A 26,938-nucleotide genomic window follows, 5' to 3' on the forward strand; every position below is an offset into this window, starting at 1 on the left:
TGACGTTGCAGTGATAATAAACAGTTAAGCAGTCAAAAAACAATATTTTGACAATATATTCCCGTAGACGGGAATATGCAGGTGAAAGAAAAGTTTACACCTGCAACAATTGTTAACTATGTGTTTCGCGTCGAGTTGACAGTTTTATTTGCCACCAGCGCCTTTAGCAAACGATGTAACTACTTGTTGGGTTTGCTGCGCTGTTTGCATCGCTTCTTTTGCCATTGATGCGACAGCTGGCTGCATAGAGTTCATTATTCCGTTTAATTTAATTCCAGCTAAGGCCATTAATGCCATATAAATTATCGGGCTAAATGAGTGCACTTTTTGACCAACTCTTACTGAAATCACTGAGTTAGCGACTCCATTAGTCGCGATGGCATCAAAAAGAGTGTCATAAACCACATCGACCAAATCTTCTATGTAATCATTTAAAACGAAGACCATATTCATAAACTCAAGGGCGAAAAGTACCCCTAAAACTTGTAAAACAGACTTAGGGTTATAGCCAGTGAAGATGATGAAGATAGGCAACATCATGTAAAAGATCATCTGAAAAACATTCAACATTACGGGATTTGAAGCCTTAACGACTTTAGTTTCGAATGCACCTGTAACAATTTGAGTAGAAGTGCTAAATGATAAAATCGTGTCTCGTAGGTCTTCGAATACCTTCCCGCTGGCGAAATATGGAACGGGTGATATCGGAATATTTATGTCTGTACCTTGAACCTCCCAAGAGCTTACTCCCTCAGTTCGAGCGCGATATTTACCTATTAATGCTTCATTGATGATCATCTCTTTGACCAATTCATCATCAGATATTGAGTTGTTAAACCCTGAAGATTCTAAGAACTTTTCAATAAACACAGTTGAAGACGCCATAATACGGTTATACCAAGTGGCATTAGTGTTGATGATGGCATTACCTAACTGTCCAACAATGTGACTGCATTGAAAAATGTAGTCGCCGGTATTTGAAATGACAGTGTTTGCATTAGTTGTGAGGCCACTTGCGCCACTGTCTACAAACTCTCGATTAACCGTCATTGAATAGGATGGATAATACGGAGCGATTAATGAGCCGTTAACTCCAAGAGCTTCTAGATTCGCTTCAGCTAATACATTTTGATTCATTGATTCTTTATATGCTGGCGTATAGCACTGTTTTATAAAGTCTGTACCGACCTGTTTAAGTGCTGGACTTTCAATATTAATTTCCGAAAATGTTAATTTCTGAAGTTTTATATCCGAGGGACAAGGTACTGCGTTAGCTACCGAGTAAGTGATACCGCTCGACCAATTGTGCGCGATTTGTATGCCTAAAGGCACTTTAGGGACATTGCCGTTATAACTCGTTTGAATAGTATTTCGAATATCGTTGTAGACTTGGTTTGGATCCGAAACGACATTAGCTGAACTACATGATGAATTGACATAGCTTACTGGTGGAGCTGGCTGATAATTGGTAAGAGGCATGACAAACACACACATTATAATCAACATGCCAACAAACTCTAACTCAGACCACTTTAGGGCCAACATTGCTGGCGAGCCTTCATCGACCCCTTGCCCTCTTGCTTTTGCCCAGTTGCGAACGAGCATTGCAGCAAATGGCAACAGAGTAAAACCTAACTCATTAAATAAATAAAAAATCGCATTGTTTAAGTAAAAGCCAGAAAACAGAGTATACATTTCAAAGAAATTATCGGAATACATGCTAGATCCCCTCTATCAATGGCACAGAGAAAAGTACTAACGCGCAAATACAAAACAGCAAACGCTTACGATTGAAGCTTGCAACCTCAATTTTGGTTAGTTCCCTTGATAATTTACGTTCTATATACGCCCTTGAACCGAAGAATATTGAAAGAAAAATCACCCCTTTTGAGATTGTTGGTAGTAAAGGAAATATCGTGGTTAGGTGGTGTAATACCGGTGCTAGCATCAATAAAAGCATCATGCTCCCCGTAATAAGAAAAGCTTTTTTCACACCCTGAGTAGCGTTTTTTAATGACATTTAGTTAATCCCTAGTGATGGTGATACTTGAGGAGTGCCAGTCATTTGCTGTAAGGCATGTGCTTTGTAGATATTTTCGATGGTGTTACCGGCCACCATATTTCGTAGCCTTAACTCTTGCTCAATCATATTGAGTTCAGCGTCTATAACTTCTACTTTGGAATTGTGTTCCTCTACTGATGGCTTGAAGTCCTTGAGGCGTGTCGAATCAAGACCAGCAACCAAAATACGACGAAGAACAAGAAGTTTCTCGACCTCTTTAGCAAAGGCTATCTTTGTTACTAAAGCGTCCACATACTGAGTTCTTTGATGTGGTGTAAACCCCTGCAGCATACTAATCAAATCGATACTGATGTTGATTGTCTGACCTGCCGATAGCTTATTAAGGTCATCGCTGTTGATTAACGCGAGTCTCTTATTAAGAACGGTTGTGAAGTCTTGGTAAAGGTTGTCAGCGCGCTTTGCAGCCTCACCTTTTATTCCTTTACCTGGCTTGCGCTCAGTTTTTGAGCCTGTTGCCGTTCGCAATTCTGTTTCACCAACCACTGTTGCAGCATAATCTTCAACTTCTTGAGGTGAACTAAACACGGAAGTAATAGGATCTTGCACGTTATGAACAGGCGAAGTATCAGTTACCGTTCGGCCCAATAATCCATTGAACCCAGCTTTAGCTGTTTCAGAAACAACTTTAATAGCATCTTGCCCAACCCCCCCCTTAAAGACTCCGGGCAATACTTCTATCCCCTTTTCTCCAGTACCTACTTTTTTAACCACTTTAGTTACATCAACCGAAGATGGATCTTGTTCGGCTTTTTCAATCTCATTACTAAGGTCTTCAGTCTTGGCAATATCTTGGAGACCGCCAAACACCTTATCAATCGATGCCGTTTGAATTGCTTCACAACTTCCGATGGCATCGTTGAAGTTCATTTCACCGTTGAACACACCATTCATGATGGTTTCGTATAAATCAGGGTTAGCTCGTTTGATTGCAGTTCCTATAAGACCAACAGGGTTATAGGCCGACTTTAATTGGCCAATTACTTGCTGCTGCATTCGTTTGAAAGTGCCGTCATCAAATGATGATAAAAGTGACGTGTCCAAGTCGAAAGCTCCACAACTAAGAGGCTTTAGTGGATTAAATCCAAAATCAATTGTAGGTAGAGGGATTTGACGACCTGAAACCACACGACTGTTTTTAGTAATGCGGTAATCAATGGTGATCCGTTCGTTTTCATAGGTCTCAGCAATAACAGGATTTGACGCAAGAACAAATGCCACGGTTAAAGGCGCGAGTTTAAGGATTAGCGGTTTCATAATGTCTCCCATTTTGCGATATAGCTGATTATTGCAAAGAGACATCTTTTACTGACGTATAAAGGGGATTAGGTAATTCCTTTTACCTGTTTTTCAATGGTGTTTTATTGACTGGATACCAATCTTGCTTTGAACGTTTAACCTCGGCCACCAGCCCTAGCAAGCGTTTATACATGCTCTTATCAAAGTGAACTTCAACAAGTGTGCTCTTGCCATACAAGACGATTCCCTTTACACGCCAACACCAAAACCTTTTGGCTAATCCCATATAAGTAATCACTTGGTATTGTTCATAGTCTGTTACTCGCTGACCTTGATTATCCCTAGACTTATACTCACAAACGATCAATGCCCACTCAAAAGGGTTAAATATCAAAGCGTCTGGTTGTCCCACAACTTTGCGATTACCAAGGCGAAGAGGTTTACCTTTTTCAATCAAGTCTGTACCGATCAATATTGAGTATATCGGTAGCTGAAAATGGTTCTTGATTCTATAGCCATAAATGAGCCATCGATAAACAACAAAGGCTAGAATGGTAGTTCCCACCCCCAATACAGCCCAAAACAAATCACTGCTAAGACCATAATCAAAACTGGAAATATCCATTCAATAGCTCCTCTTTTTCCTAACTTGTAATGCTGCTTATCACCGTATTCTGCAGCAGCTTGGTTATATGCCTTGCCTTTGGATTGACAAAACTTCTCTGGATTATCAGCATACGCTGCCAGCTCTGTTACTGAGATCCGCTCTCTTGCCATTTTTCCGCCTTATGAAACCAAGAAATTCAGGAGTATAGTGACACACTATCGAAATGACACATGCTAAATATGTCTGCTTGAAGAACCAGATTTAATTCGGATAAATTACGTTCAAGCGAGAAATGGACACACTGATATAGTGAAGATTAATTAAAAGGGATGCGGGATGGTTAATTTGAAAAGCACATTAGAATTTTGGTTAAACATCGAACGCTTTACTGCGAGTCGTTTGCCTAAGTATGAGTCATCTCTTACAACATACAAGCGCTACAAATCAGATGATTCGATTCAATTGTCAGCTGTAAGCGAGCTAGATAAACCTTTAGCCTTGTATTGCGGTTTATTTGATTACAAGAGTTTCGTCTATCCCATTTTGACTGAGTATTTCCAACTCTCACCCGAATTTAATGAGTCAAACCTTGAGTCTTCAGCACTATATGCACTTGCAAACTCTAAAGGGCAGCTCGATATAGAGTCGCTAACCATTTCCGAGTGTTTGTGTTCAATCAGCCAAGCCGTTCAAACTCAATTTGGCTCTTACGCTGATATTGACCATTCTTCATTTAGTGCCCTTGAAGAAGAACTCAAGCGAAAGGTAATTGAGCATTTTCCGAGTGAAAAACTTGACCCTGAGCAATTCGAAGTCTCTCCTAACTGGACTAAGCCGCTTCAAGTCAGTGATCTAAATAAAATTGTAATTTGGTCATTAAAATTGCTCAAAATTGACAGCTATAGCAATAATTTTGATTTTAACCTAATTACATCTTCTGTCAGTGCAATTACCGATACCGCACCACTGAATAGTTTCTTTGCCAGAGACTTATATCGCATACTTGAGTCGAATGATTACCATCAAAGTACACTTCTTAATAAGCTCTTAGCTGAACCCGATACAGATAGTCGAATCAATATCAATATCGACGTCAATGTATTTAAAGAAGCATTGACCCCCAATGCATTCCCTCTTGGCCGATGGCCAACCAAAACCGAGTATTCTCTTAGCCGTAATCAACAGTTCGCTATAAATAATATCCACTCAGCGTTATCTATGTCTGCTGGTGTCTATTCAGTAAATGGACCGCCTGGCACTGGTAAATCCACAATTTTGCGTGATCAAATCGCTGCAGTCGTGACTAACAGAGCGATTAAATTGTCGCAGCTTGCTAATGCTAGTGAGGGATTTGTAGGTAAAGAGACATTTAAATCTGGTGACTACACTCGAACAGTCAATAAGTTGCATAAAGACCTAACAGGATTTGAATTGGTCATTGCGTCTTCAAGTAATGATGCTGTAGCTAACATCATTGACGAAGTACCAACTGCCGAAGCTGTTGAGAAAGAGCTAGTTACCGACTTTGATTACCTTAATGAGACTGCATCTATCATCGCAGATAAACCATGTTGGGGATTAATCGCAGCAAAGCTTGGAAACAGAAAAAATACTAACAACTTTTTTAGCAGGTTGCTTTATAGCGAAGCATCTAACAATTCAGATAATCTATATCACACTCTCAAACAGTCGAAACCGGATACTAACGACTGGCAAAACGCCGTTGAAAACTTTAATGCGGCCTTGCTACATGAAGCCAATATAAGAGATCAGCTAACTCAAATTGAAAATCTTGCTGAGTACATTAAAGGAGCGCCGCAAACTCTACTCCACGATAAAGGCCAGCTATCGAATCTCAATAGCAAGTTGGTTGAAACAAACTTGGAAATTGAGCGTTTATCTACTGTAAACCGCACACTGAAAAGTGAATTAGAGCAAATCCAGACTCGCATCAACACGCATACTCAATTGAAGCCATCAATTTGGGATAGGGCTAACCCGTTTAATTCCGCTAGTAATGACTGGAAAGCTACCAATCAGGCTTTAATTAGCGAGTTCAGCGCTCTTGTTAGCAAAGAGGATAACTGCAAGAAAGCATTGGCTACTATTTCGGTGAACAAAGCTCATACTGAGGCTGCTATTACTGCCGTTCAAAATTCGTTGGAAGCATTTAGCGCCAATCTTGAGGCGAAAAAAACAAAATTAGTAACACTAACTGCAGAGCATAAAGTTGATAGCAATCATGATCCAATGCTTGCGCCTTGGGACTCCAAAAGTTGGCAAGAAGCCAGAACCCGTTTGTTTTTAAAAGCGCTAAATTTACACAAAGCATTCCTCTTTGCGAATGGTAATAAGTTTGCTCAAAACCTTTTAGCGATAAGCTCGATTGCAGCTAGTCAGTGTCCATTATCGCTTGCGCCTCAAACAAGGTTAGCAGCATGGCAAAATCTATTCATGATCACTCCACTAGTTAGCACGACCTTATCATCAGTGGAGAGGTTGTTTTTCAAGTTGCCTTTGGAGTCGTTTGGTTGGTCTATGATAGATGAATCGGGGCAAGTCTCACCAGCGCATGTAGCGGGCCTTACTTATAGAAGTAAGCGATTGATCCCCGTTGGAGATCCATTGCAGCTTGAAACCATTTCTATACTTCCCACAGACTTCCAATCAAAGCTAGCTGAGAGGTATGGGCTAAAAGACAACGTAGTTCCCGCTATAACTTCCGCGCAAACTTTAGCTGATGGCGTCAATAAATTTGGCACTTATGTTGATGTTGGTGAACGCCACTTATGGCTTGGATCACCACTTAATATTCATAGGCGCTGTGAATCACCTATGTTTGAAATCTTCAATGCAATTTCTTACAACAACACAATGTTGACTGCAGTGTCAAATCGAACGTCAATCTTGCCTAAAAGCCAGTGGTTTTCTGTTGAGTCAAACAATAGCTCAGATCACTTTATCAAAGCTGAAGCAGATGAAGCGTTTAGATTGATACATCATCTAAGAACGCAATGTAATGTTGCTAACAGTGATATTTTTCTGATCTCCCCATTTAAAGCTGTAGCCTCTAAAATTACCAGCATGGTTAAAGAAAAGCACTTAACTGGCATAAAGGCCGGTACTGTTCATATAACTCAAGGACAGCAAAGAAAAGTGGTTATATTTGTGCTTGGAGGAGGTACGGTTGGCGCTAGAGCTTGGGCTGCAGAAAAACCTAATTTGCTGAATGTTGCGGCCTCAAGAGCGGAACATAGGTTTTATATAATTGGAGATGAAAACAAGTGGGGCTCATTACCGTTCTTTACTATGGCCTCAATAAAGCTGCGAAGCCATAGTAAAGTTGAGACTATTGCTGAATTAGAGACTCTGTAGACTCATAGTACTCAGCTTTATTGGCTATCTTCTTAGCCTGCTTGTTTAAAGTTAAGATCTCTTGGCAGAATTGCTCTGATGGATAGAGTGTATAGACGTAATCAATGATTTTGCCCGTTGATTCGTCTTTTTTATTCTCGATTTCATAGCTAGTAATAACGTCACTATTAACAAAGTCTTTCATGGTTGTTGTCAAGTCTCGGCGTAATGCAACAAGCCTATCCCCAACATCTTCTGATAGGTCAATTTTACCGAACTTGTGCATGGTACTAATCAGTGACACATGATAAACCCTGCCCATACCTGCATATCTAAATTGATGATAAAGTCGCAGCATCATCCAACGCGAAAGCGAACGCTTAAAGCCCTGTGCTCTATCGTAGTAGTAACCGCGAAATTCTAGTGAGGCTATTTTTTGGTTCATTAACGGGTTCAATATCGCAACGCATTTAGTATCACGTTTACGCCCTTTCGTACCGGCATAATGCAAAGAACTAAGATAATTCATCTTAGTTTCGTAGTTCTCTATCTCGTCTGTGCCATCTTTAGTGATCTGATAGTTAATATCCATCGTTGAGCCTTGAAGAATATCAAGGGCATCTTTTATCTGATCTAAACTCATTGTTTGCTTAACAGCTTTAAGCTCGTTAGATAATTCGTTTAGAGAAAACATCACGGCACAACTGCTATAATCTTGACCTTTGATCTTTACGATATTGCCCTTGCTGGCAAGTCTCATTAATGCCTTTTCTACCTTATCCTCGGCATCGCCTGGCCAACAAAAATGTTCCTGCCCATCTTTGTCTTTAATTATCGCAGGATGAATATTAATGACGCCTTGGTAACTGTCCTTATCTAGCGTGTCCACCAGCTTTCGAGAGCGAATAGTTTTGCCTGTATATTCTTCGATTGCGCATCGTTTAGGTAAGCTACTACGGTCAAATCTAGGCCATAAGTCATAAGCTTTAAACGAATTAGAAAATAAGGCATTCCTATCTGAATTTGAATTAACTATAACTTGGTTGTCAGTGTTATCGACAAACAAAGCCAGCTGCTTATCATCTTGAATTGATGTAACTGTGTCGATAGTGCCCTTTATTGAATCGGGGAGATTCATTGTTGATAGCTTAGCGGTCATAAAGTTGGGCGCCTCTGGCGTATAGTTAGTTAAACGATAATAATGAACACTTACTCACTTTGGCAAGTTTGATATGCACACAAATCAGAGTTGTACGCGCTTTTGCCTAAATCTAAGACGAAACTTCGACTTTGGTTAAAAACAACTGCCCAGCTTTTGAGCAACACTTAAATTTACGCCAAAGTGTCCATACATAATTGCCATTATCTGAGTTAATAGTTTCTGGAAATGCCTTGTCATCAGGGAATATATAACAGCTGTCCCCTCTGTCGCGTGGGTAGTTCAGTTGCCACTTTCCGGCTTTGTCAGACATCTCTACTTTTTTACCATAACCCCAACCTTTCGTTTCATCAGGGGCTTCAGGTGGAGCGGTGTAAATGTGTGGCCATTGATGACTATCGTTTGTGATCAAGTCAGCGACCTTGTTTATATTCACAGAGCTAGTTATGTAAGGGTCATCACCCGTAATAAAGCCAGTTCTCGGGAAAATATCTCCCCACTTTGTATAAACACCTGAGTCCATACCGTGAATGATTCGATTAAAGTTCATCGGCCATGCGAACATTTCGTAAATCCCCATTCTCCACTCAAAATCGAGCTGAGAGCTGTAATAAGGGAATAAAGGAACAACGTCACTATTGCACCATTCAAAGTAGCCAGTGGCTCCAAAAATTGAGTCATATACTTGGTCGATGGCTACGATGTCAGGGCTGCCAATCACGTTCACATCAGTAAATTGTAGACTTGAACGCCTACTGTGCTTTAGTGGCTTTGAAGTGTTTGTTCCCTGTCCAGGAGCAAAGCCTAATACCACTTCAGCCAATGATGATACAACTGAGTTAAGCCAATCTGTGATAAATCCAGAAGTTGAAGCCTCACCACGCTTACTTTCAACAAGTAGATCAGGCGAGTAGTGGCTATTGAGTATTGAGTACTCCACACTACAATAAAAAGTTCTACATTTAAGCCAAAAGCACATGCCAATCACTTCCATCTGAACGCATTGAAAATTGAAGTGGTCTTGCGTCAAATCGACAATACTTAGTTCATCACTTGCATCTGTCTTGGGAGAATAGGTGCCAAAGGACAATGTAAGGGCGACGCCAATCGCTAATAATGATTTCTTCATTCACATAGCCCTCCATTTTTTTTAAAGGCTTTGTATTTCTTGAATGAATCGAATGCATTAAGGCCGTAAATGACACACTTGTCATTTACAACAAAAGCAGGGTATCGATTTAACCCAATCGTCATGGCTTTTGCCATCGCCATTTCACCTTGAGCAATCCGCTCTATGTATGGCTTAACTTTTTCACCTTGAAATAACTTAGATGCACGTTTGAATACATCTTCTTGAGTACCTTTGTTATTAAATAGACCATTCATTTCATCTAGAGCTTTAGATGAATCACCAATTCGATATACATTCACAGGCAGCTTGACTACTCGCTCAAACCGCTTTTGGTCAAAGTTAGTATTTAGGTCCAAAAAAATATCAATATGGTCAACAGCAGCTTGAGAAACGGTTGGAAACCCGAATATGAGTCCAAGAGACAATACTTTAGCTTTCAGCATCAATACCTCTCATTTTATCGAGTTTGTTAGCCAAGCTAATGGCTGCACCTACATCATTTGAACCAATAGCTTCGCGCTCTACTCTCAGTGCTTTCTTTTCTTTACCGTCAGAACCCGCTAGCACCAAATGCAAACTAGGTGGTACAGACCTAAACAGCGTTGGTTTAACGCTATCAGAAAAAATAACGCCCTCTGTATAAGCTCTACTCTGCTTTCGGCAGTTTTTCATTAAGGATTTCTGCTCCTCTGAAAGCTCCCTAAATCGCTCAAGCTGCTCAATCTCATTCTTAGTAGGCGTGAGCATTTGCCACCACTCGATCATGTTGAGCAATTTTGCTGCGTTATCAGGGAAATCCTTGAGATTTTGAGTAGCAAAGATCGGCCAAGTAGTTAGCTTTCGCATCATTTTGACTGCTTTAACCAAAAAGCTAGCCAAAAGAGGATTTGTTGTAATGATATGTGCTTCATCAGTAAGCACGATATTATGACGGCCTGAGGACTGGTTTTTCTCGGCTATGCTATTAATCTTCATCATCAGGCTTACATAGGTCAGAGCAAGCTCAGCTTCGTAGCCATCTTTGGTGAGCGTGCCTAAATCTACAATTGTTACATCAGCATCAACCCAAGGCTGTCCCTCTCGGTTAAAAAGCTCAGCACCAAAACCCGTTGTGTATGAGTCAATTGCAGAAGACATATCTGCAAGCTTTTCTCGATGTTTTGGAGGTGTATTTTCGTCTAAAGCTGCAGTTTTTAGTTCATCACGTAAATCTTGGGTAAGCATCATACGCTCAGCATCACGACACTTTACTGCTGTATTACGAATACAGCGCCTAAGTAGACCACGCTCAGCCCGCCCGTACTTTTTCTGCTCCTCGACCTCGCCACCAGTGATCATTAACATGGCCGAAACTTCCATTTCCCCCATTACATCACGTTGATCATCATCCTCTTCTTCATCACTATCTTCTTCAAGATCTTGATAAATATTGTCGCTGAGCCCTTCCTCGTTGAAACCAGCTTGAGCCTCTTGTTCGAATATTAGATGTGAGTCAGCAAATGGCGGCAAAGATGTACCAGAGCCCGGTGTAATGCTCACACGATTAACAGTCACACCATTTTGCTGAAGATACTTACCAGCAAGTGAGAAACTATTTCCTTTCTCTACAATGAACATACGTGGCCTATAAACAGCCATGAGTGTGAGGATCTTATCAACTAATTTAGCACTCTTACCTGAGCCTGGCGGTCCAATTATTAATTCAAACGCATTGTTCACTTTGTCCCTGTCAAATTGGTCATAGGTAATAGGGCTTCCACCACGATTAAACTCAATTTGCGCGACATTTCCTGTTCCCTCTGCACGACCCCAAATTAAGGAAAGGTTTATCGCGTGTTGCAGATAACATAAACGAGCCACCCTATTCTTAGGATCTTTGTTTGGGTAGAAATTCATCGGTAAGAGGTCGATGTACGCTTTATTTGCCAAACTGTCTTCTTGAAGTTTGTATGAAGTGATGTTGCCCGAGAACAAAGAGGCCGTAATGTCTCTACAGCGTTTTCTAAGCTCAGGTAGATCTTTACCTCGAACATATACAGCAACAGCCAAACGGCAGACGTTTTGTTTGTTTATTAACGATTCTTTCAATCCATTGATAGCATTTAGGGTTTGACCTGCAGCCTGAGAGCCACCACGACATTTAGACTCCAATGCATCAGCCTGCATAATAGTGTCATGCTGAGCCATCATAACCATTGTTTTAGCAATGACCGTCCCTGCCGGTAAACCATCCATAAATGAATTTGTAAGCGCATCAGTACCTACGCCATTGGCAATTTCACCAGAAAGTTGTCCAATTTCAGGGCGCTTGTTGAATTTTGCTGAGCGAATAACTGCATGTGGCATTTCATCAAACCACCAGCAGTTATTTTTAACGTCCACTCTTGGTGGCGAATGTATTAAGGCCTCACTCAGATCAAAACCAAAAGGTAGATCTTCAACCTTATCGATACCAAGCAACTTCATAAAGCTGTCTTTAGAATCTGCTAAAGCATTGCCCGGATTAAACCAAAGTAACAACCAATTAAAAAAATCTATGCCGTTATCACGTTTAAATCCGATTCGATTACTGGTGAATTGACGCTCAATCCCCTCACGAATAGATAAAATTTCTTCAGCTGGATCATAGTCAGGATCTTTAATTTCACTGGGAGAAGAACGCCTATAAACAATAAACTTGCACCTGCGCTGCTCACCTTTCCATTGCTTTTGAGTTAGTTCGTCCTTAAAAATCCCATCGGGATTAGCAATACCTTTCAAGTGTTTCTCCATAAGCTTGAAGTACTTTTTCGTATACTCAGTACCTTTAGCTTCCGGTGAAACATTGGCTTTCATATCATCTAAGACTGATACAATCTCTGACTCTTGATACGCAAACTCTTGAACAATCCAAGGGTGCTTTTGCTTTGGCTGGATCTCATTTTCAAAAATGCCTTGGATCTTGTTACGCATCTCGGCCAGCATTTCAGTACTGCGCCCCTCAGTCGGTACTGGCTTGACGGTAAAAACAATTGCATGACTAAAGCCATCTTCAAGTAAGAAAGTTTCTGTGTCTGTCAGGTACTCTGTATACGGCAAAAGGCTTGGGAAACTTTTATGGTTTTTCGTCCCTAGCTGCTCAATATCTTGCTCGCTATATGCATTAACTTGCTCAGGATAAGACGCCTTTCCCAGCCCAAGAAAGTCTAGAAATTTCGTCATTTTTGATTCGGCTAGTTCCATTGTTACCTCTGCACTTCTTTATTTGACCAAGTACTTATTTGCTCAACAGCTGAAAATTCGCCAGGCAAAGCATATTCATCTCGCGTGAGTAACTTAAACTCAGTGATGTAAGACGGCATTGGTATTCTGTCTTGACTCGAAAGGCGAGAGTTTACGAATAAGTACATAGTTGGATTCGGCAGTAGGCGATATTCCGGCTTGTTCATTGAGTGCAGCGCATACGCATCGAGTCTCAGTTCGTGATCTTCTAACGCTCTTTTAGGTACAAACCTTTCTTTGGGGCCATTAGTATCTACGCTAGTGTCTTCGTTTTCTCCTCGGTATTGACCATAGTAAACCTCTTTTGCCGTCAACCCTTCTTGTGGAATAAGGCTTTCTTTATTAGATGTGCAACCGGCTAGGCTAGTTAAAATCGTTAAGATAAAAATCGTTTGGCACTTCATAATTTAGCTTTCTCCCATTTGGATCGTAATCAATCTCAATTTGTTCCGTAATACGAATATCCACTAGCTTGCCGACTGCGACATAGGCAACATCGAACATGCTGTCTTGTCTTTCTTTCATCGTGTCAATGACCGACTGAATACCTGCTGAGCCTGAGTTCGCAAGAGCATAAGTGTCCTTGTTCCCATCGACTGCAGATGAACCACCGTCTGATGGACTTGATGATGTTTGTGCAGCTTGATAACCCTCAGTTATCCCTTGAGCGACTGCCAACAAACCATTGGTCGTTAGGTACTCAGGTAGATTACTTATGTACTTATCTGCCGTGATACATGGCACACCATACATATCGGTCAAATACCCTAATTGACCGGACTCAGAATCTTCTGATCTAACAGTCGTTACTCGCCCGTCTTCAAAGGTGAATTGCAAGGTGTCGATATTCGCTTCAGCGCATTTCAATGAGCGATTACCAATCGCTGTACCAATTGCCAAAATGTCAGCAACACCATCAACTGAGAAACCTTTACTGACTAGAACCTCAGGCCCAAGTTTTACAGTAAATTTCATAGGAGCCACGACAGTAGAGCCAATAGGTACTTTTGCCAAAATTGCAGACTGAGTAACAGCACCAACCAGCGTTGTAGTCGGTGGAATCGTCATATAAGGGATTAATTCAGCTTCTTTCTCTGATACATCACTGCCGTTATCAAATTCCTCATGAATAGGTATAGAAGATGCGTTACCTTGCTTGAGCTTGGGTACATAGGTGTACTCAACACCATCATCATTAATGCCCTTAACTGCATCAATTGGAAGCTGCCAAACTACTTGCTCACTAGCGGAAAAGTCACCGCCATAATTATCATTGTCGTCAACAGTGGCATTTCCATTGGGGCGGTTTAACTGAGGCAACCCATAGTCATTGCCAACTACAGGTTGTACGCCATCTTTTGGTACTTCATCCGGCAGAAATCCAAGGCCATCACTATTATCATTTTGATTGAAAGCGGCTAACTTGTTAGCTAGGTTTTCATAGTTTTGTTGAACAACATTCAATTGGTCTGAAAACATCTGACTGACCTCAGAGCTATCCTGGCCATCATTTCTCTCTTGCTTATTCAACCTATCTTTAAGCTGTTTGTTTTCCTCTTTTATAGCATGTAGCTCACCCTGTAAGCTTTCAAAGTTAATGTTGATTATCCGCATCTGCTCTAATGTCCCGGCCGCATCGGGTAGAACCTCAGGTTGCGTTAATTGATTTGGCTCTTGTGCTGCAGGTCGATTACCAAACTTATGCGGTGCTATCTCTGCGCTCTCTGATTTTAATAAATAGATAACGACACCAGCGGAGATCGTCAGCCCCACTGCGATAAATATTGCTGGTTTACTTACTGACTGAGCCATAAGCCCCCCTTGATAGGTATAAAGACTTTTGTATTGGCTTTTCCGTGACGATATAGATAGTTGTTTGGTCTCGTTCGCTACCCTTTCCCGTCACAAATAACTGCTGCGGAGTGAAATACAACCAATCAGAGTTAATGTCTTGACGACGAATTGTTTGGATTGATGAAGTGCGGTTTTTAAGGTGAATAGCAGTTAAATACAGACCACCTGCTCGCCAGCCTTTGATAACATCAAGATTAAAAACGCCATAGCTAGAACCAATGAAAAAATGCTCTAAATTGAGATTCAAAGGTACTTTGGTTTCAGTAATGCCTTTTCCAGTTGGAATAAGGCGTTCTGGCATATACAAGCTAATACTTGCATAACGGATCAAGTCCACGGCTGAAACTCTACTAGCGTGAATTGAGCCCTTGTTTCGACTTGTCTGGGTTGATGCTTGCGGTTTATCTGAACCTAACTGAATAATCACATCGCCTAGTTGTTCACTCGACTCGACAGTAACGAAGTCAATTAAAATCACTCGCTTACTTTCCATTAAACGAAATCTAATGCGGGAATCCAAAATCTTGTCAGTAGCCTTGGCATAAACGACCCCTTGTGCGCTGGGGAGTAATAATCGCGATACAAGAGATTTTGGAATAGCTACTTCAACATTGTCACTAAACTTGATTAGCCTTTCTTGGCCTACAGCTAACTCGACCTTTAACGGCTTACCTGTCCAGTTCAGGACTTCAGTTGCTAGACTTAATGGGGATACCAAGATTGTTAAGGCAAACACTAAATACTTCATAAAGAGAGTCCTTTTGGTAGTGGAATTTCTTTGGGCGTACTATCAAATCCATCAAGTCGTATCCCCCAAGGGTTATACTCCTCATGAGTGGAACCAAGCGTAACAATCAAAGGCCATCGAATACCTTTGCGCATATACAAACGCCCTTTGTAAGACTCTTCAACAATAGTATCGATAAACACAACCCAGCTCGTATCAGTAAGTTGTGTTACCCGCTCAAGTGAATAACCTGCTCCGGGCATTTCTTGAATTGTGCGCGTTTTGCCCGCAATGTCGTTTTTTTGCACGCGAGACCGATACATTAAGGTCATTTCATTTTTGAAATTGGCAGATATTAAGAATTGATATAGTGATAAGTTATTCAACATATCTTTTGAGCCATCTTTGGACCAATAATTGATATTTTGAAAAAATGCAAAAGCAGTGTTGTATACCGTTGCTGGATGGATTTCACCAACCTTTTGTGAGAACCCTTGTCTTGCGTTAGGTGGCACATTAATGGTTATAAACTGGGGCATTAACACTAGTCCACCAACAGCGACTACGAGCAATGAAGCAAGTAACACGTTTAACCTTTTTAGATCTCTGATTCGCTCTTCTAGCGCTAAACTCAGTGTTCTAGACTTACTCTTGGTCATTCTTGCTCCTTACTTCGCTTAATAAGCTTGCGCTCTTCTAAAAGATTAATTTCAAAGCTTTCACTACTAACAAAGTGACCAGTTTTCGTATTTAGGTGACGCTGCAAGAACATTTCAAAATCAACCCAAACCAAAGAATCTGGTCTCGTTTCCTTCGCGCTCGAAAGCTTTCTTGTAAATAAAATAACGAGCAATACCATCAGGAAGATTGCGACAGCCATACCTAGCCACCAAACGCCGGTGATTAAGCCAATAAGTAAAAGCGGTATGACACCGCCACCGACAATGGCAAAAGCCACGCAATACAAGAGCTCGTCTTGCGTGAGTCCCGCCCAAACCGTGGGTTCAAAATCCAGCAGTTCGATTGAGTTATTAATTTCGATGTCAGGTTTAGGTGCCATTTGGGTTTCAACTTAAAAAATTGCTAAAACAGCATTGAGAATGAAGATAATGGCAGTTCCTAAAACAACCCCAATTAGAGCTTGTTTGCCCACATCGACCATTGTTGATTTCCCATCTGGTCCTGTGTCTTGGTAAACCTTTACCGTGTTCATACAAACTACGATCAAGAAATATGACAAAATGGCTGTTACTGTGAGACCTACGCCCGCCACTAACCAATCGTTACCCTTATCAACCCAATCAGTAGTATTTCCAGCACCACTAACCGTTGGTATACCAGACGCGCTTGCACTAAAGGCAATAGCTGACGATAAAGCCACTCCAAATTTTACTAATTGTTTTGTCTTAGATTTAATGTCCATCTTCCTTTCCCTTTCTATATTAAAAATATGTAAGCCTGCATAAACGCCATAATTTTTGCGTAGCAAAACAAGGCTTCGCTACCGTTAATTTCGTTGTCTACCCAAGCCTTATAAACTCCAATCATGATCCAAATAAATACAAAGAACCCAGCCGCATAGACCCCCCTGCTTATAAACTGATGAACAGTGTCAGCCCCTCCAACACCAACTCCTTGAGACCAGATATTCCAATAATCAACAACGTCTGAAGCAATGCTCATATACCAACCTTTGTGTTAGTGTTTATATCCACGAGGAAGAACAGCTTTGTTCATGTTCGAACGTGTAATCGTGATTAATTGATTTATGTCTTGCTTAAGCATTGAAAAATCAAAAAATAATCTGTCCCTGTGAATAACAATTTGTTCTGACTCAGCAACTAACCTTTCCAAACTCTGCAACTGGTCGATCACTCGCTCATTTCTTTCTAATTCTTTCCATCGTTGGCAAATAAAGTTGGATTGATATGGCGAAAATCGATCACTCAATGAGCCATATCCATCTTTGATAAAAACATCTAATCCATGGTTTATTTGATTCAATAGAGTACGACTTCGGTCATACACTTCGCTCTGTGCGCAGCTGAGTTCAGCTCCTTCTTTTAGCAACAAATTGATGCTGCCCAAATGACCTTGGATGCGTAATAAAGCGTGCTTTTGCTCACTAGCATTTACATAGCTACTGATACTTAAGGTCAAAACGATTAGAAGAATTAGGCGCATGTGCGTGAGTGCTCTTTGAAATAGTGCTGAACCTCTTCCCAGCTTTTCCATTCATTCTCCCCTTGTTCTAACCCCTCATATAATTGAGCTTTGGCAATATACGCCTGATTACTTCTCTTGCTTTTACCCACCAGCCTCAACACGACTGACTCTTGATCCAACGCTAAATAAACACATTTAGACGGCTCAAAAATCTCTGCAACACCGCTAGATAGTTGCCCCATGGAAACATTAATAAATAGGCCGATTAATTCACCACTCTTTCTCGGCACATTCCCGACTTTGACTAAGAAATTATTGGACGGCTCTTTCATAGGGCTCTCTTGATAAACTTCGATTAAGGCCATATTACCCATCACCAAAAACTAACCAGTGAATAAAAGGGAATAGGGAAAACCATTTATTGACAGTAGGGAATGAGCGGAAACGTATATTTGAAGCAACTAATAACGACGGAGTTAAAAATGAATAAGTCTCTATTGTGTCTATCTGCATCCATACTTATTGCATCTGCGGGGATCTCATATTCAATCTACGCATCTAACCAAGTAGTTGAAGTGCCCGAATATGAGCCAGAGGTTTCTTGGCAACAGCTCGCTATCGAATCACCGCGATTAGCAAAAATTGCAGCGTCCTGGATTGGTGATAATCCAGCATCATTAACTAAACCTCAGGAACGAGCTTTTTTTAACCTCGCAGATGCAATGAAAAACGATGTTGAACAAGCTTTACTGTTTACATCACTAGAGCAGTATGGATATTCCGCGAGTGTGAAAGCGATTGTTGGTGGATTTGTTGTTCAAAACAGATGGCGGCTTGATGCTGAGGATGGCTCTCAGTTCGCAAAAGGTTTCCCCGTTGGGGCAGCGATGCTGTTTGACGGCGAGACACTTGAAATCCCAGCTTGTGCAGAGGGTTCAGTGCCAATTTTATTGAGTGGAGAACTATACCCCCTAAAAAGTAGCCCCCTTGGTGTTTCAGTTGAACAAATTAACGACCAGTGGAAAATTTCAATAAATGGGGACACGTCCTACTCGCACCGAGCGTTAGTAGATATAGGATGCGTAATCGAAAAAGCTTAATTTAAGATAAAAAAAACCTCCTAATAAATTAAGGAGGTTTTTTTTCGCTTGTACACTTACACTTTACGCTTAAGCGAGAAGCCTAACAATAACAACAAAGAGATAAACCCTAAGCTACCACCGCCACTGCTATCCCCAGTATCAGGAGTAACAGGCGGAACAACTGGTGTTTGCTCTCCAGCCTTGATTGTTAGTGTTCCTGGACTAGATTCAGCCACGTTTAACCCATAGCGCGTACCAACTTGAAATGCTTTGTCAGCATCACTGTGAGTTACGCTAATATCTACGCTTTTCTGAGTCTCGCCAGCTAAAAAAGTAACACGTTGATAAGCATCACTATCGTAATGACTTACTGGTTGTGCACTTCCTTGCTTGGTGTAAAACTCTAAAGAAACATCATGACCTAAAGCAGAAAGGTTTCCCTCACTGTCATGTAGTTCAATCATTACTTCAACAGAGTTTACGTCTTTATCTATGCTGGTTGAGTCCATCACTAATACAGAGTTAACCATCATTTCCATTGGCGAAGAATAGCGGCCAAGATAGAAACGGTGATCGAAGTGATCAACTAGGTATTCAGGATCATTGTTAATAACCCCGTCTAGCCAAAGCTTATCGTTATCATTAAAGCCTGTTCTAGCACTACTAACATTTATGCACATTAGTACTGGGTTTGAATCACACTCAGCTGATGATGGATGCGCCATACCAATATTATGACCAAGTTCATGCGCCATAATACTCGGATCCCTTTTTAAAGACTCACCTTTGATAACCATTCCAAAATTTTGAAATGCTTGACCAATTGCGCCGTTTGTAGAATCAGAGTTTTGACTGATAAAGACCAACTTATCAGCATGGTACTTATCTACCAATGGGCCGATTGTCGGTACGAATGGTTTAGCATACGGATCGCCTTTAAAGCTCTCGTTGTATTCTTGTTCGGTATAGCGAATCGAATACATGATGTCAGCGAGTGATTGCGCAAATGAATGATTTTGAGCTAATTGTTCGCTCACATGATTATCACGCCAATCAAGTACAGCTACGATGTTATGGTGTAGATCATATTCTTTGAACTCCTGATTCGCTCTTGCAACTTGCTCTAAAAGTTGAGTGCCAAGCTCTTCTCTACTGATACTTTCGTATACAGCCGGCTCAACAACTACGAGCAAATCAATTTGTTCAGTCGCAAATGTTGGAGTAGCTAATGATGTAGCGGTTAATGCTAACGCTGTTAGTAAGGTTTTCATGTTAATCATTCCTTGTCGGTTGAATTTAACCCATGCTAACCCAAAGCATCAATCACGCTTGATAGGTTATTGAGTTGGATCTATAAGGTTAAAATACACTGTATAAACAGTTATGTGTGTGTTTTTATGTAACAGACTAAAGACTGTTGTGGTTATGGTTGTGGTACGTAAATCGACCCTATGGTCGTCGGCTTTCGCCTAAAAGAGCGTTAAGCAAAATGCTTAACGCTATTTAATTCAAATCTATGTTCTAAGGACAATATTGATTTAGATTTACGCAAAGTGGCCCCGACATAACCACCCATGATCCCCACTCACCACTAGAACCACACGTTCTACGCTGGTATCCAGGTTCACAGAATTTTCGATTGCTTGGGCATCGCTCATTAGTGTCGGCAGTTTGGGTTTGATTTACAGTACAGGATGGTGTCGGCTCAGTAGTAGTTGGCAATCCAATGTTGCAGCGACTATCCGTTGCACCATATCGCGCACAATTAATTCGCCAAGTATTGAGAGTTCCGATAGCACTCGCATTAGAAGCACTCTTTGATAGTGCCGATGCAGCATTGTTGTAAGCAACACTTAGGCTTTTACTTCCATAGGCATATACATCACCACTAGCCCTAACATTACCAGCAACATTCACATTTCGTTTAAATGATGCATCTAGATCTAATCGCGCAAACTGCGTTGAATTAACGCCATCCAGTTTATCTGCATCCTTTGCTTTGGCATTTATGCCAAGGTACTTTTGTACCAAGGGTGTGCCTTGCTCAGTAATTGAACCTGTTGAGTTAACACTTGTAAAAGTCGCCGCTTTACCTGAGATACCACCGTTTACTTGCAATAGGCGAGTAAATGTATTGTTTCCGGTGAAAATATTGGTCGCATTTCGCTGAGCAAATGCAGTTGAATCTAGGCCATCGAGCTTGTCTGAATCGACCGCTTTTGCATTCTTACCTAGATAACGCGCGTTTAGCGCTTGGCCATTTTCATAAATGGTAGAGCCGTTTGCAGATATAACCCATCGTCCATCCACTTTTACGCCACCATTAGCATTTAACTCTCTTGTGAATGAGTTCACACCGCTAAAGGTGTTAGTCGCACTCCGTTGAGCAAAAGCCGATGAATCAAGACCATCTAGCTTTTCAGCATCAACCGCCTTTGCATTTATTCCCAAATAGGTTTGGCCGAGAGTCATTCCATTTTGAACAATCGCCCCATCAGAATATCTTAGGTATGTTTGCTTACCATAGAGTCCAATATCACCTTGAACATCCATTTTTTGGCTAAAGTAGAAAGGTCTATTGGAAACAAATTGCGTTCCACTACTTGTCGAGCCAATAGTAAGATTGCCGTGAGCAGTGTTTATCTGGACAGGCTGTAAAAACGTATTAGCCTTACTAAACGTATTAGTTTCATCACGTTGAGCAAATGCAGTAGAGTCTTTACCATCTAGTAGGTCGGCATCATCAGCTTTGTCATTGATCCCTAAGTATCTCTGAGCCAACGCCTCCCCATCTTCATATAAAATGGAGCCATCATCGCTAACTACTCTTGAGCCATTAGCGAAAAAACCGCCTTTGGAGTCAATGCTACCACCAGTAGTAACACCAGTAACCGTTAGCATTCCATCTATCTGAGCATTACGCCTAACAAACAAGTCACGACCAATTTCACTATCAGTATCAACTTGCAGCGTTCCGAAACGTCCTTCTCCTTTCGCATACATATCTTGATTAACAGTTAAACGATCTATGATGCCCTCAGTTATGGTGGCAGTACCGTTTACAACAATAGTGTCAGTCTCGATGGCTTGCCCGGCACCAACACGAATGCCTTTGTTAGCAAAAATGACATCGTTAAACACAGCGCTGTCTTGAAAAGTGCTCACGCCTTTAAATTCAGCAGCACCGTTGAATTGAGAGGTTTGATTAACTAATAGTTTATCGAGTTCAGAAGTACCACCAGCTTTAATACCACTTAGAAATGTCGCTAAAGCCGAGAACTCTGATGCAGCACCAAACTTTGATGTACCGGAAACCTCAAAGGTTTTTTCAACCTTTACATTTCCTTTAGTCGTTTGATCACCGCCAATCGTGATATGCCTAACTATATTGGCATCGCGCTGAATATTAAGGTCTTCAGTTGCATTGATATTTACAGCATTTACGACTCGTGTTGAAACTTCGTCAGCATCAATTTTGAGTACGTCTAAGATCGAATGCCCACCCAAAGATAAGTTTTGCTCCATGCGAGAACAATTCGGATTTGCTGGATCATTCTTTCGACAAAGCATACTGCTAGCAATTGCTAACGTAGATGGAGTAGCAACATCAATTTTAAAAACGTTATTACTGGCAACACCACCGCTTTTTGCAGCAATTGATTTCGTAATTGAGGCTGCTTGATTACCTGTTGGCAATACTATGGTTAAACCATACTGTACACCTGATTGAACACCAGTGATTGTACCGTAAGGCGTGTCAAAACTACCGGTGTAGAACCCTTCAGTTCGTAAGCTATTTAAAGAAGACGGCCAACCACCTTTCTCTGCATAGTAGTTTGTCAAAGCTGACCTGATCGCAACGATTTGTTGAGATGAAAGGTCAACCATATTCCTACGATGATTCTTTACATTTTGAGACATCTCTGCAGAAGCAGTAGCCGTCATAGTAGAGTTATCATTAGAAGCTTCCGTTCTAGGACTCACTAACAAACTACTTGCTAGAAAGATAGCTCCACCCAAGTTGAGCTTATTCATAGTTTCCACCTTTAAGCCCTACGGACAGGGCTTATATCCGCTAATTCGATGCTCTAGCAAAACATCTTCATTACCCCATAGTTCAGGAGGGTAGTTGAAGCTGATTTCACCACCTGAACGTGAGGAGTCAAAAGTGTTAAAGCGTGTTATGACACGCTTAGCTAACTCTTCTGAATCGAGTCCAAATGTTGCCGTTAATTGAGCATGACCAAACGAGGAAGATATGGAGAATGAATATTGAAGTGACAATTTCTGAGATAAATAACCTTGGTTAATTAAATCATCAATTGTCGGAGCGGAGAATACGCCGCCATTAGAACGACACTCCGCGAGATAATAGTCATTGTAAGCAAATAGCACGCTTTCAACATGCGTTGAAATAGCTACGATCTTAGACCTAAAATGCCTCTTAGAAAGTTCGTCCATAGCAATAACTCCCATGGACGATATAAACATTAACACAAATACCACAATAATTAATGCCGAACCGGAATTTTTTCTAGCTCTTGAACGACCATGTAAGTGTTTTAGCTGATTCATCATAAATAGCAGACCCATTCGACTTTCTAGCGATACTATTACCGCTTGCCTTAGGAATATCCCCAAACACAACATTTAGTTCATACGCTGATGCGCCGACACTCACAGCAATTGAACCGCCATAAGGGTTAGCATCACTGCAGTCACCATAAGATGCATCAATGATTTCGTCAGTCACCATTTGTGCACAATCAACACCAGTGTAATGACCGACACCATTTGAATAGTCAATTGCCCCTTGTTGCATATCTTTTGCCTGATTTGTAATCACTGCATTTCGCCACAACGACATAGCTTTAGGTACACCTTTAGCAGCAACACCGAGTATCGCCATGATGATGACAATAACGACCATCATCTCTACCAATGTGAACCCCTTTTGATTACGCTTCTTGTTCATAATGTTGCATCCCCGATTGTGATTAAAACTAGTAGTAAACCCATAAAACTTATCCCTATTCCTGAAAGCCCTAACAAAATTAATATGACCGATATTTTGGTTTGAAATGATCTCAACTGAGATATGCAGTCATTGACTGCATTATTCGTGATTTCAAACATTGCATCCTCATATCGTGTACTGCCATTACTGCTTGCAACCTTTAACCTAACCTTTGATCTAGTTGGTAAAAGCCCCGTATCCATCACATCAAACCCCGATGAACCATGCTCTGCCAATAAATTGAATTGCTTCAAATGCCAACGTAAATATGGTGGTAGATAGGGCTTGATTATGTCCACGCTGTCGTATGTGGAAATACCGGACCTAAGTAACATACCCATGACCCCCAACAATCGAGAGCACTTGAAATATGCGTATAGAGATATTCCAGTCCAACCAAAGTAATCCTCTGCAGCTTTCCTTGTTTCACCAGTCCAATATGGCAACATTAAGACAACAGGAATGATTAGCGCTATAACGAGTAAAGCTATCACCCAACCATATTGCCCTATCCAGTTTGCAGCACCGATGATAATAGGTAACATGCCATTCCTATTTTCTGCAGAGCTAAAGTCATCAATCAGTGGCACCATGCCAAAGATAAAACCAGCAAAAAACAATGCTCCAAAAGCCACCAACATTAGTGGCATACCTAACCCTCTAAAAAACTCTCCTTTGGCTTTCTGTTGCTGGCCCATTTGGTCAGCTAGTTGAACTAAAAGGTCAGAGTTGCTGGCACTTTCTAAAGAGGCTTTGAATACAACGCAAAGGTCGGGGATCATCCAATCTTTAATGATGTCCACCAGCAGTTCCTCCTCAAATCTTTCGATTATCTGACTCGTTACGTACCGTAACGTTGATTCTTCGCCGTATTCCGTTCTAAAAATATCTTCCATTGCAAGTAGCACTTCTAAATCCAAGCGCCCAGGTATTTTCATGCTTGAATAGGTTTCCATCCACTCAAACTGTTGTTGAGTGCCAAACATCTGCCTTTTAAACCAGTTGTTAAATGACATTAAGGTTTACCTCCTCTAAGGAGGCTGAGTTTAAGAAACTGTCATAGACAACATCAAAGCCCGGTACTACCAAAGCGTCACTAGGATCAACTAAGCCACTTTTTACCAGTTGAAGACAAATATCCTTCATTTCTAACCAGCCCTCTTGCTTCAACAAGTTTTTAAGGCCGACAAAATCTTGGTTAAGGACTAAATTACGGTGATGTTCTTTGAGTTCTAAATACTCAACAATTGGCGCCCGATGTGAGATGCCGTTGAAGCATTTTTCACAACCATTTGGGTTTCTCTGCTGGATATTTTGCCCACTAATAGATGAAGCTTTATAACTAAACAGTGGTGCCTGTTCTCTACATTTAGGCTCTTGGCATAGAAATGGTACGAGTTTGCAAGCTGCAATAGATAGCAGCATCTCACCTTGAGCTTGAACGTTGTAGTCAATGCCTAAACCACTTAGGCGAGGGAAAACTTCCTGTACGCTATCGCAGTGTAGCGATGATAAAGTCAAGTGACCGGTTCGAGCAGCGTTTACTGCTATGGAAGCTGTTTCAGAGTCACGGATCTCACCAATTAAAATACCGTCAGGATCCAATCGAAGAATTGAACGGAGTTGGTTTGCATATCCTACCGACTCAATATACGAGTGCTGAGATATGAATGGGTTATAGTCAGCAAAAATCTCCACTGGATCTTCCAATGTCGAAAGGTACTTATCTTGCGGGTAATCTTTTAACATGCCATGCATAAGCGTGGTTTTACCACTACCAGTAGGGCCTACAACAAGTACTAGCCCTTTGGGTTTACGCATTAGGTTTTTCGAAACCTCTTGAAAGCCATGGTCAACATTCAGTTCAGCTAAGCTTTTAACTTTTTCAATTTTATTGACACGCACAACCGTTTTAAAGTCGCCCCGCACTGCAAATGGGTGTTTCTCTACACGGACAACGCACTTGTGATGCTTTCCATTTGCTTCACATTCTTCTGTGTAACTCGTGTGCTGAATTGAAACCTTATCGAAATCGCCACTTGATTGCTCTCGGCCATCAACACCAAGCATCCTACTGACCATTTTCACGGCATCATCATAGGTAGGGACAGTATTTGCCCCCTCCCAAGCCACACCAAGGCGTCGAAATGACACCGAAGTTAATGGATTACAAACGCGGATATGAATGTCGCTACAATCATTTACCAAAGCAATACGTAACAACTTCATAAAATCATTTTTAGCGGCAGTATCCTGTGCCTTTAAACCAGAACTATCTCTGCTAGTTACACGTACTTTCTGGATTTCGCCTTGAATAAATTGATGTGAAGCTACGTAGATAGCATTAACGGCACACCCTTTTATCTTTAGTTCGTTTTCAAGCTCTAATATCAACTCTGTTTCAGGGTTAGCCTCTTTATCTATGAGTAATGTTCCATCTTCATAGACAACCAAAGCGACCCCTTTTTTCTGGAAGATCTCAATTGTATCTTTCGCTTTTAACGAGAGCTGTAGCCCGTCTAAATTTGAATAGTTAATTTCACTAAACATAAGGCTACCCCTGAAAACAGATAGTTGTAGGCTTGTTTAGGGTAAGGTTCTTTAAAGAAGCGCAACCTAAATCCATGTTTACCGATTCAACTAAATACTTCTGAGCGATCACATGCTTAACGCGAACCCCTGTAAATTCAGAATCCCCAATCTTTACTGAGATAACACCATTAGCAGCGATTCCAGCTAACGATAAGGTTTGATTTTTCTTAGATGAAACTCGTTTACCATCTTCGCTAATCTGACTCAGTTTTGGGTATTCGTTTGAGTTAGGGTACATTCCGTTAACTTTGTTATCTTCAACTAAGTCACCGCTATTAAACTTCTTAATGTTAGCTTTGCTCTTGGCGATTTTTTCTTGCAGAGCGTAATAATCATTTTCAGCACGTAACACCCTGACTGACATTCTTGATGATACAAAATCTTCTGCTTCAGCTTGATCCATTGCTCGCTTAATGATTGCAGCTGCGGCGTATGCATCTTCATAACGAACAGCTTGGACAATTCTTACAGTGCCGGTATCACTTTTAGTTACGACAGGCGTTTTTACTTGTGGTGTGTCAGTACCCATTTTTTGATTAGGTGCAAATACCACAGGTTCATCGTCATAGTCTTCATCTGAGACGAACGAGAAGTACACTAGTGGTGCCAAAAAAGTCATAATGAACACATATAACGCTATTTTTTTCTTGCTCATACTGGGCCTCTCC

At 41.1% G+C, this 26,938-nt stretch carries 26 protein-coding genes; 2 read left to right on the forward strand and 24 right to left on the reverse strand.

Going from position 1 to position 26,938, the window contains the following annotated elements:
* Nucleotides 1–144: 144 nt before the first annotated feature.
* The 4 genes from K5Q92_RS10740 to K5Q92_RS10755 all read right to left on the reverse strand — a co-directional run bounded on the left by K5Q92_RS10740 (nucleotide 145) and on the right by K5Q92_RS10755 (nucleotide 3,944).
* Nucleotides 145–1,719, reverse strand: coding sequence for a conjugal transfer protein TraG N-terminal domain-containing protein (locus K5Q92_RS10740; RefSeq protein ID WP_220769002.1), 1,575 nt, complete (start codon nucleotides 1,717–1,719; stop codon nucleotides 145–147).
* A 1-nt stretch (nucleotide 1,720) separates the two neighbouring features.
* Nucleotides 1,721–2,020, reverse strand: a complete 300-nt coding sequence (locus tag K5Q92_RS10745; RefSeq protein ID WP_220769003.1) for a hypothetical protein — start codon at nucleotides 2,018–2,020, stop codon at nucleotides 1,721–1,723.
* Nucleotides 2,021–3,337 carry a hypothetical protein gene (locus K5Q92_RS10750; RefSeq protein WP_220769004.1) on the reverse strand — a complete coding sequence of 439 codons (1,317 nt, stop codon included), beginning with the start codon at nucleotides 3,335–3,337 and terminating at the stop codon, nucleotides 2,021–2,023.
* A gap of 82 nt (nucleotides 3,338–3,419) precedes the next feature.
* Entirely contained in the window at nucleotides 3,420–3,944 is a 525-nt protein-coding gene (locus K5Q92_RS10755) for a hypothetical protein (RefSeq protein WP_220769005.1), read from the reverse strand.
* 318 nt (nucleotides 3,945–4,262) lie between these two features.
* On the opposite strand from K5Q92_RS10755, the gene K5Q92_RS10760 reads away from it, so the two are divergent.
* A complete protein-coding gene (locus K5Q92_RS10760) occupies nucleotides 4,263–7,301 on the forward strand; it encodes a DEAD/DEAH box helicase (protein WP_220769006.1) in 3,039 nt (1,012 codons plus the stop codon).
* On the opposite strand, the gene K5Q92_RS10765 is transcribed toward K5Q92_RS10760, so the two are convergent.
* From K5Q92_RS10765 to K5Q92_RS10825, 13 genes are all read right to left on the reverse strand, one after another.
* The gene (locus K5Q92_RS10765; RefSeq protein ID WP_220769007.1) at nucleotides 7,276–8,439 is read right to left on the reverse strand and encodes a replication protein A; all 1,164 of its coding nucleotides are present in this window, start codon (nucleotides 8,437–8,439) and stop codon (nucleotides 7,276–7,278) included. The genes K5Q92_RS10760 and K5Q92_RS10765 overlap by 26 nt on opposite strands.
* A gap of 112 nt (nucleotides 8,440–8,551) precedes the next feature.
* The gene (locus K5Q92_RS10770) at nucleotides 8,552–9,568 is read right to left on the reverse strand and encodes a TraU family protein (protein ID WP_220769008.1); all 1,017 of its coding nucleotides are present in this window, start codon (nucleotides 9,566–9,568) and stop codon (nucleotides 8,552–8,554) included.
* Complete coding sequence (locus tag K5Q92_RS10775) at nucleotides 9,565–10,014, reverse strand: DUF1525 domain-containing protein (RefSeq protein WP_220769009.1); 450 nt, start codon at nucleotides 10,012–10,014, stop codon at nucleotides 9,565–9,567. The genes K5Q92_RS10770 and K5Q92_RS10775 overlap by 4 nt, the downstream gene beginning before the upstream one ends.
* Nucleotides 10,001–12,772: a conjugative transfer ATPase gene (locus K5Q92_RS10780; RefSeq protein ID WP_220769010.1), complete on the reverse strand. Its 2,772-nt coding sequence runs from the start codon at nucleotides 12,770–12,772 to the stop codon at nucleotides 10,001–10,003. The genes K5Q92_RS10775 and K5Q92_RS10780 overlap by 14 nt, the downstream gene beginning before the upstream one ends.
* Before the next feature lie 23 nt (nucleotides 12,773–12,795).
* Nucleotides 12,796–13,236 (reverse strand): hypothetical protein, encoded by a 441-nt coding sequence (locus tag K5Q92_RS10785; RefSeq protein ID WP_220769011.1) that lies wholly within the window; start codon nucleotides 13,234–13,236, stop codon nucleotides 12,796–12,798.
* Entirely contained in the window at nucleotides 13,196–14,644 is a 1,449-nt protein-coding gene (locus K5Q92_RS10790) for a hypothetical protein (RefSeq protein ID WP_220769012.1), read from the reverse strand. The genes K5Q92_RS10785 and K5Q92_RS10790 overlap by 41 nt, the downstream gene beginning before the upstream one ends.
* Complete coding sequence (locus K5Q92_RS10795) at nucleotides 14,625–15,434, reverse strand: TIGR03749 family integrating conjugative element protein (RefSeq protein WP_220769013.1); 810 nt, start codon at nucleotides 15,432–15,434, stop codon at nucleotides 14,625–14,627. The genes K5Q92_RS10790 and K5Q92_RS10795 overlap by 20 nt, the downstream gene beginning before the upstream one ends.
* On the reverse strand, nucleotides 15,431–16,072 hold the full coding sequence (locus K5Q92_RS10800; RefSeq protein ID WP_220769014.1) for a PFL_4703 family integrating conjugative element protein: 642 nt from the start codon (nucleotides 16,070–16,072) through the stop codon (nucleotides 15,431–15,433). The genes K5Q92_RS10795 and K5Q92_RS10800 overlap by 4 nt, the downstream gene beginning before the upstream one ends.
* Nucleotides 16,069–16,473 (reverse strand): DUF3487 family protein, encoded by a 405-nt coding sequence (locus K5Q92_RS10805; protein WP_220769015.1) that lies wholly within the window; start codon nucleotides 16,471–16,473, stop codon nucleotides 16,069–16,071. Before K5Q92_RS10805 ends, K5Q92_RS10800 begins: the two co-directional genes overlap by 4 nt.
* A 12-nt stretch (nucleotides 16,474–16,485) precedes the next feature.
* A complete protein-coding gene (locus tag K5Q92_RS10810) occupies nucleotides 16,486–16,836 on the reverse strand; it encodes a hypothetical protein (protein ID WP_220769016.1) in 351 nt (116 codons plus the stop codon).
* A 14-nt stretch (nucleotides 16,837–16,850) separates the two neighbouring features.
* Nucleotides 16,851–17,096, reverse strand: a complete 246-nt coding sequence (locus K5Q92_RS10815; protein WP_220769017.1) for a hypothetical protein — start codon at nucleotides 17,094–17,096, stop codon at nucleotides 16,851–16,853.
* Between the two features lie 15 nt (nucleotides 17,097–17,111).
* Nucleotides 17,112–17,648, reverse strand: a complete 537-nt coding sequence (locus K5Q92_RS10820) for an RAQPRD family integrative conjugative element protein (protein ID WP_220769018.1) — start codon at nucleotides 17,646–17,648, stop codon at nucleotides 17,112–17,114.
* A complete protein-coding gene (locus K5Q92_RS10825) occupies nucleotides 17,588–17,944 on the reverse strand; it encodes a hypothetical protein (RefSeq protein ID WP_220769019.1) in 357 nt (118 codons plus the stop codon). The genes K5Q92_RS10820 and K5Q92_RS10825 overlap by 61 nt, the downstream gene beginning before the upstream one ends.
* A gap of 117 nt (nucleotides 17,945–18,061) precedes the next feature.
* Here K5Q92_RS10825 and K5Q92_RS10830 point away from each other — a divergent pair, with 117 nt between their 5' ends.
* Complete coding sequence (locus tag K5Q92_RS10830; RefSeq protein WP_220769020.1) at nucleotides 18,062–18,679, forward strand: hypothetical protein; 618 nt, start codon at nucleotides 18,062–18,064, stop codon at nucleotides 18,677–18,679.
* Between the two features lie 56 nt (nucleotides 18,680–18,735).
* On the opposite strand, the gene K5Q92_RS10835 is transcribed toward K5Q92_RS10830, so the two are convergent.
* The 7 genes from K5Q92_RS10835 to K5Q92_RS10865 form a co-directional block, all read right to left on the reverse strand.
* Nucleotides 18,736–19,932 (reverse strand): SVAGG family GlyGly-CTERM protein, encoded by a 1,197-nt coding sequence (locus K5Q92_RS10835; protein WP_220769021.1) that lies wholly within the window; start codon nucleotides 19,930–19,932, stop codon nucleotides 18,736–18,738.
* A 250-nt stretch (nucleotides 19,933–20,182) separates the two neighbouring features.
* Nucleotides 20,183–22,696: a hypothetical protein gene (locus K5Q92_RS10840; RefSeq protein WP_220769022.1), complete on the reverse strand. Its 2,514-nt coding sequence runs from the start codon at nucleotides 22,694–22,696 to the stop codon at nucleotides 20,183–20,185.
* Between the two features lie 18 nt (nucleotides 22,697–22,714).
* Nucleotides 22,715–23,239, reverse strand: a complete 525-nt coding sequence (locus K5Q92_RS10845; protein ID WP_220769023.1) for a hypothetical protein — start codon at nucleotides 23,237–23,239, stop codon at nucleotides 22,715–22,717.
* Nucleotides 23,196–23,636 (reverse strand): prepilin-type N-terminal cleavage/methylation domain-containing protein, encoded by a 441-nt coding sequence (locus K5Q92_RS10850; RefSeq protein ID WP_220769024.1) that lies wholly within the window; start codon nucleotides 23,634–23,636, stop codon nucleotides 23,196–23,198. Before K5Q92_RS10850 ends, K5Q92_RS10845 begins: the two co-directional genes overlap by 44 nt.
* Nucleotides 23,633–24,694, reverse strand: a complete 1,062-nt coding sequence (locus tag K5Q92_RS10855; protein ID WP_220769025.1) for a hypothetical protein — start codon at nucleotides 24,692–24,694, stop codon at nucleotides 23,633–23,635. Before K5Q92_RS10855 ends, K5Q92_RS10850 begins: the two co-directional genes overlap by 4 nt.
* Nucleotides 24,684–26,228, reverse strand: a complete 1,545-nt coding sequence (locus K5Q92_RS10860) for a GspE/PulE family protein (RefSeq protein ID WP_220769026.1) — start codon at nucleotides 26,226–26,228, stop codon at nucleotides 24,684–24,686. Before K5Q92_RS10860 ends, K5Q92_RS10855 begins: the two co-directional genes overlap by 11 nt.
* A 4-nt stretch (nucleotides 26,229–26,232) precedes the next feature.
* The gene (locus K5Q92_RS10865) at nucleotides 26,233–26,925 is read right to left on the reverse strand and encodes a hypothetical protein (RefSeq protein ID WP_220769027.1); all 693 of its coding nucleotides are present in this window, start codon (nucleotides 26,923–26,925) and stop codon (nucleotides 26,233–26,235) included.
* Nucleotides 26,926–26,938: the final 13 nt, after the last annotated feature.

Origin of the sequence: Shewanella sp. MBTL60-007, from assembly GCF_019654915.1 — a bacterium.
GTDB lineage: Bacteria > Pseudomonadota > Gammaproteobacteria > Enterobacterales > Shewanellaceae > Shewanella.

Excerpts from the sequence above, each read along its gene's own strand:
- K5Q92_RS10750 (WP_220769004.1), bottom strand. The coding sequence starts at position 3,337 with ATGAAACCGCTAATCCTTAAACTCGCGCCTTTAACCGTGGCATTTGTT.
- K5Q92_RS10860 (WP_220769026.1), bottom strand. The coding sequence starts at position 26,228 with ATGTTTAGTGAAATTAACTATTCAAATTTAGACGGGCTACAGCTCTCG.
- K5Q92_RS10815 (WP_220769017.1), bottom strand. The coding sequence starts at position 17,096 with ATGAGCATTGCTTCAGACGTTGTTGATTATTGGAATATCTGGTCTCAA.
- K5Q92_RS10820 (WP_220769018.1), bottom strand. The coding sequence starts at position 17,648 with ATGGAAAAGCTGGGAAGAGGTTCAGCACTATTTCAAAGAGCACTCACG.
- K5Q92_RS10780 (WP_220769010.1), bottom strand. The coding sequence starts at position 12,772 with ATGACGAAATTTCTAGACTTTCTTGGGCTGGGAAAGGCGTCTTATCCT.
- K5Q92_RS10770 (WP_220769008.1), bottom strand. The coding sequence starts at position 9,568 with ATGAAGAAATCATTATTAGCGATTGGCGTCGCCCTTACATTGTCCTTT.
- K5Q92_RS10760 (WP_220769006.1), top strand. The coding sequence starts at position 4,263 with ATGGTTAATTTGAAAAGCACATTAGAATTTTGGTTAAACATCGAACGC.
- K5Q92_RS10775 (WP_220769009.1), bottom strand. The coding sequence starts at position 10,014 with ATGCTGAAAGCTAAAGTATTGTCTCTTGGACTCATATTCGGGTTTCCA.
- K5Q92_RS10795 (WP_220769013.1), bottom strand. The coding sequence starts at position 15,434 with ATGAAGTATTTAGTGTTTGCCTTAACAATCTTGGTATCCCCATTAAGT.
- K5Q92_RS10830 (WP_220769020.1), top strand. The coding sequence starts at position 18,062 with ATGAATAAGTCTCTATTGTGTCTATCTGCATCCATACTTATTGCATCT.
- K5Q92_RS10785 (WP_220769011.1), bottom strand. The coding sequence starts at position 13,236 with ATGAAGTGCCAAACGATTTTTATCTTAACGATTTTAACTAGCCTAGCC.
- K5Q92_RS10810 (WP_220769016.1), bottom strand. The coding sequence starts at position 16,836 with ATGGACATTAAATCTAAGACAAAACAATTAGTAAAATTTGGAGTGGCT.
- K5Q92_RS10855 (WP_220769025.1), bottom strand. The coding sequence starts at position 24,694 with ATGTCATTTAACAACTGGTTTAAAAGGCAGATGTTTGGCACTCAACAA.
- K5Q92_RS10790 (WP_220769012.1), bottom strand. The coding sequence starts at position 14,644 with ATGGCTCAGTCAGTAAGTAAACCAGCAATATTTATCGCAGTGGGGCTG.
- K5Q92_RS10825 (WP_220769019.1), bottom strand. The coding sequence starts at position 17,944 with ATGGCCTTAATCGAAGTTTATCAAGAGAGCCCTATGAAAGAGCCGTCC.
- K5Q92_RS10800 (WP_220769014.1), bottom strand. The coding sequence starts at position 16,072 with ATGACCAAGAGTAAGTCTAGAACACTGAGTTTAGCGCTAGAAGAGCGA.
- K5Q92_RS10850 (WP_220769024.1), bottom strand. The coding sequence starts at position 23,636 with ATGAACAAGAAGCGTAATCAAAAGGGGTTCACATTGGTAGAGATGATG.
- K5Q92_RS10845 (WP_220769023.1), bottom strand. The coding sequence starts at position 23,239 with ATGATGAATCAGCTAAAACACTTACATGGTCGTTCAAGAGCTAGAAAA.
- K5Q92_RS10740 (WP_220769002.1), bottom strand. The coding sequence starts at position 1,719 with ATGTATTCCGATAATTTCTTTGAAATGTATACTCTGTTTTCTGGCTTT.
- K5Q92_RS10865 (WP_220769027.1), bottom strand. The coding sequence starts at position 26,925 with ATGAGCAAGAAAAAAATAGCGTTATATGTGTTCATTATGACTTTTTTG.
- K5Q92_RS10835 (WP_220769021.1), bottom strand. The coding sequence starts at position 19,932 with ATGAAAACCTTACTAACAGCGTTAGCATTAACCGCTACATCATTAGCT.
- K5Q92_RS10755 (WP_220769005.1), bottom strand. The coding sequence starts at position 3,944 with ATGGATATTTCCAGTTTTGATTATGGTCTTAGCAGTGATTTGTTTTGG.
- K5Q92_RS10840 (WP_220769022.1), bottom strand. The coding sequence starts at position 22,696 with ATGAATAAGCTCAACTTGGGTGGAGCTATCTTTCTAGCAAGTAGTTTG.
- K5Q92_RS10765 (WP_220769007.1), bottom strand. The coding sequence starts at position 8,439 with ATGACCGCTAAGCTATCAACAATGAATCTCCCCGATTCAATAAAGGGC.
- K5Q92_RS10745 (WP_220769003.1), bottom strand. The coding sequence starts at position 2,020 with ATGTCATTAAAAAACGCTACTCAGGGTGTGAAAAAAGCTTTTCTTATT.
- K5Q92_RS10805 (WP_220769015.1), bottom strand. The coding sequence starts at position 16,473 with ATGGCACCTAAACCTGACATCGAAATTAATAACTCAATCGAACTGCTG.